The organism is Streptomyces sp. URMC 126 (assembly GCF_051386555.1).
In the GTDB taxonomy this organism is placed as follows: Bacteria; Actinomycetota; Actinomycetes; order Streptomycetales; family Streptomycetaceae; genus Streptomyces.
The window spans coordinates 1-235 of the sequence record NZ_JBPQTX010001364.1; the positions used below are offsets into that span (position 1 = coordinate 1).

General features: G+C 77.9%; 1 protein-coding gene. It reads left to right on the plus strand.

The features are described from left to right. The coding region (locus ACSNOK_RS36285) for a hypothetical protein (RefSeq protein WP_436784903.1) at nt 1–235 on the plus strand (235 nt) is incomplete at both ends.

Here is a 235-nt window from a genome sequence, read left to right on the forward strand (position 1 = left end):
TTCCTCGACTGCCTCGCGGCCGGGGTGATGGAGCGGATGCGCGGCGCCTCGCCGGAGGTGCTGGCGCGCGCCACCATCCTGCTGCCCACGCGGCGTTCGGCGCGCGCGCTGCGCGACAGCTTCCTGCGCGTGGCGGCCGGGCCGGAGGATGGCGGGGCCGGGCACCGCGCGCTGCTGCTGCCGCGCATGCGCGCCCTTGCCGGCCTGTCCACCGAGGATGCGGACGAGCTTGCGC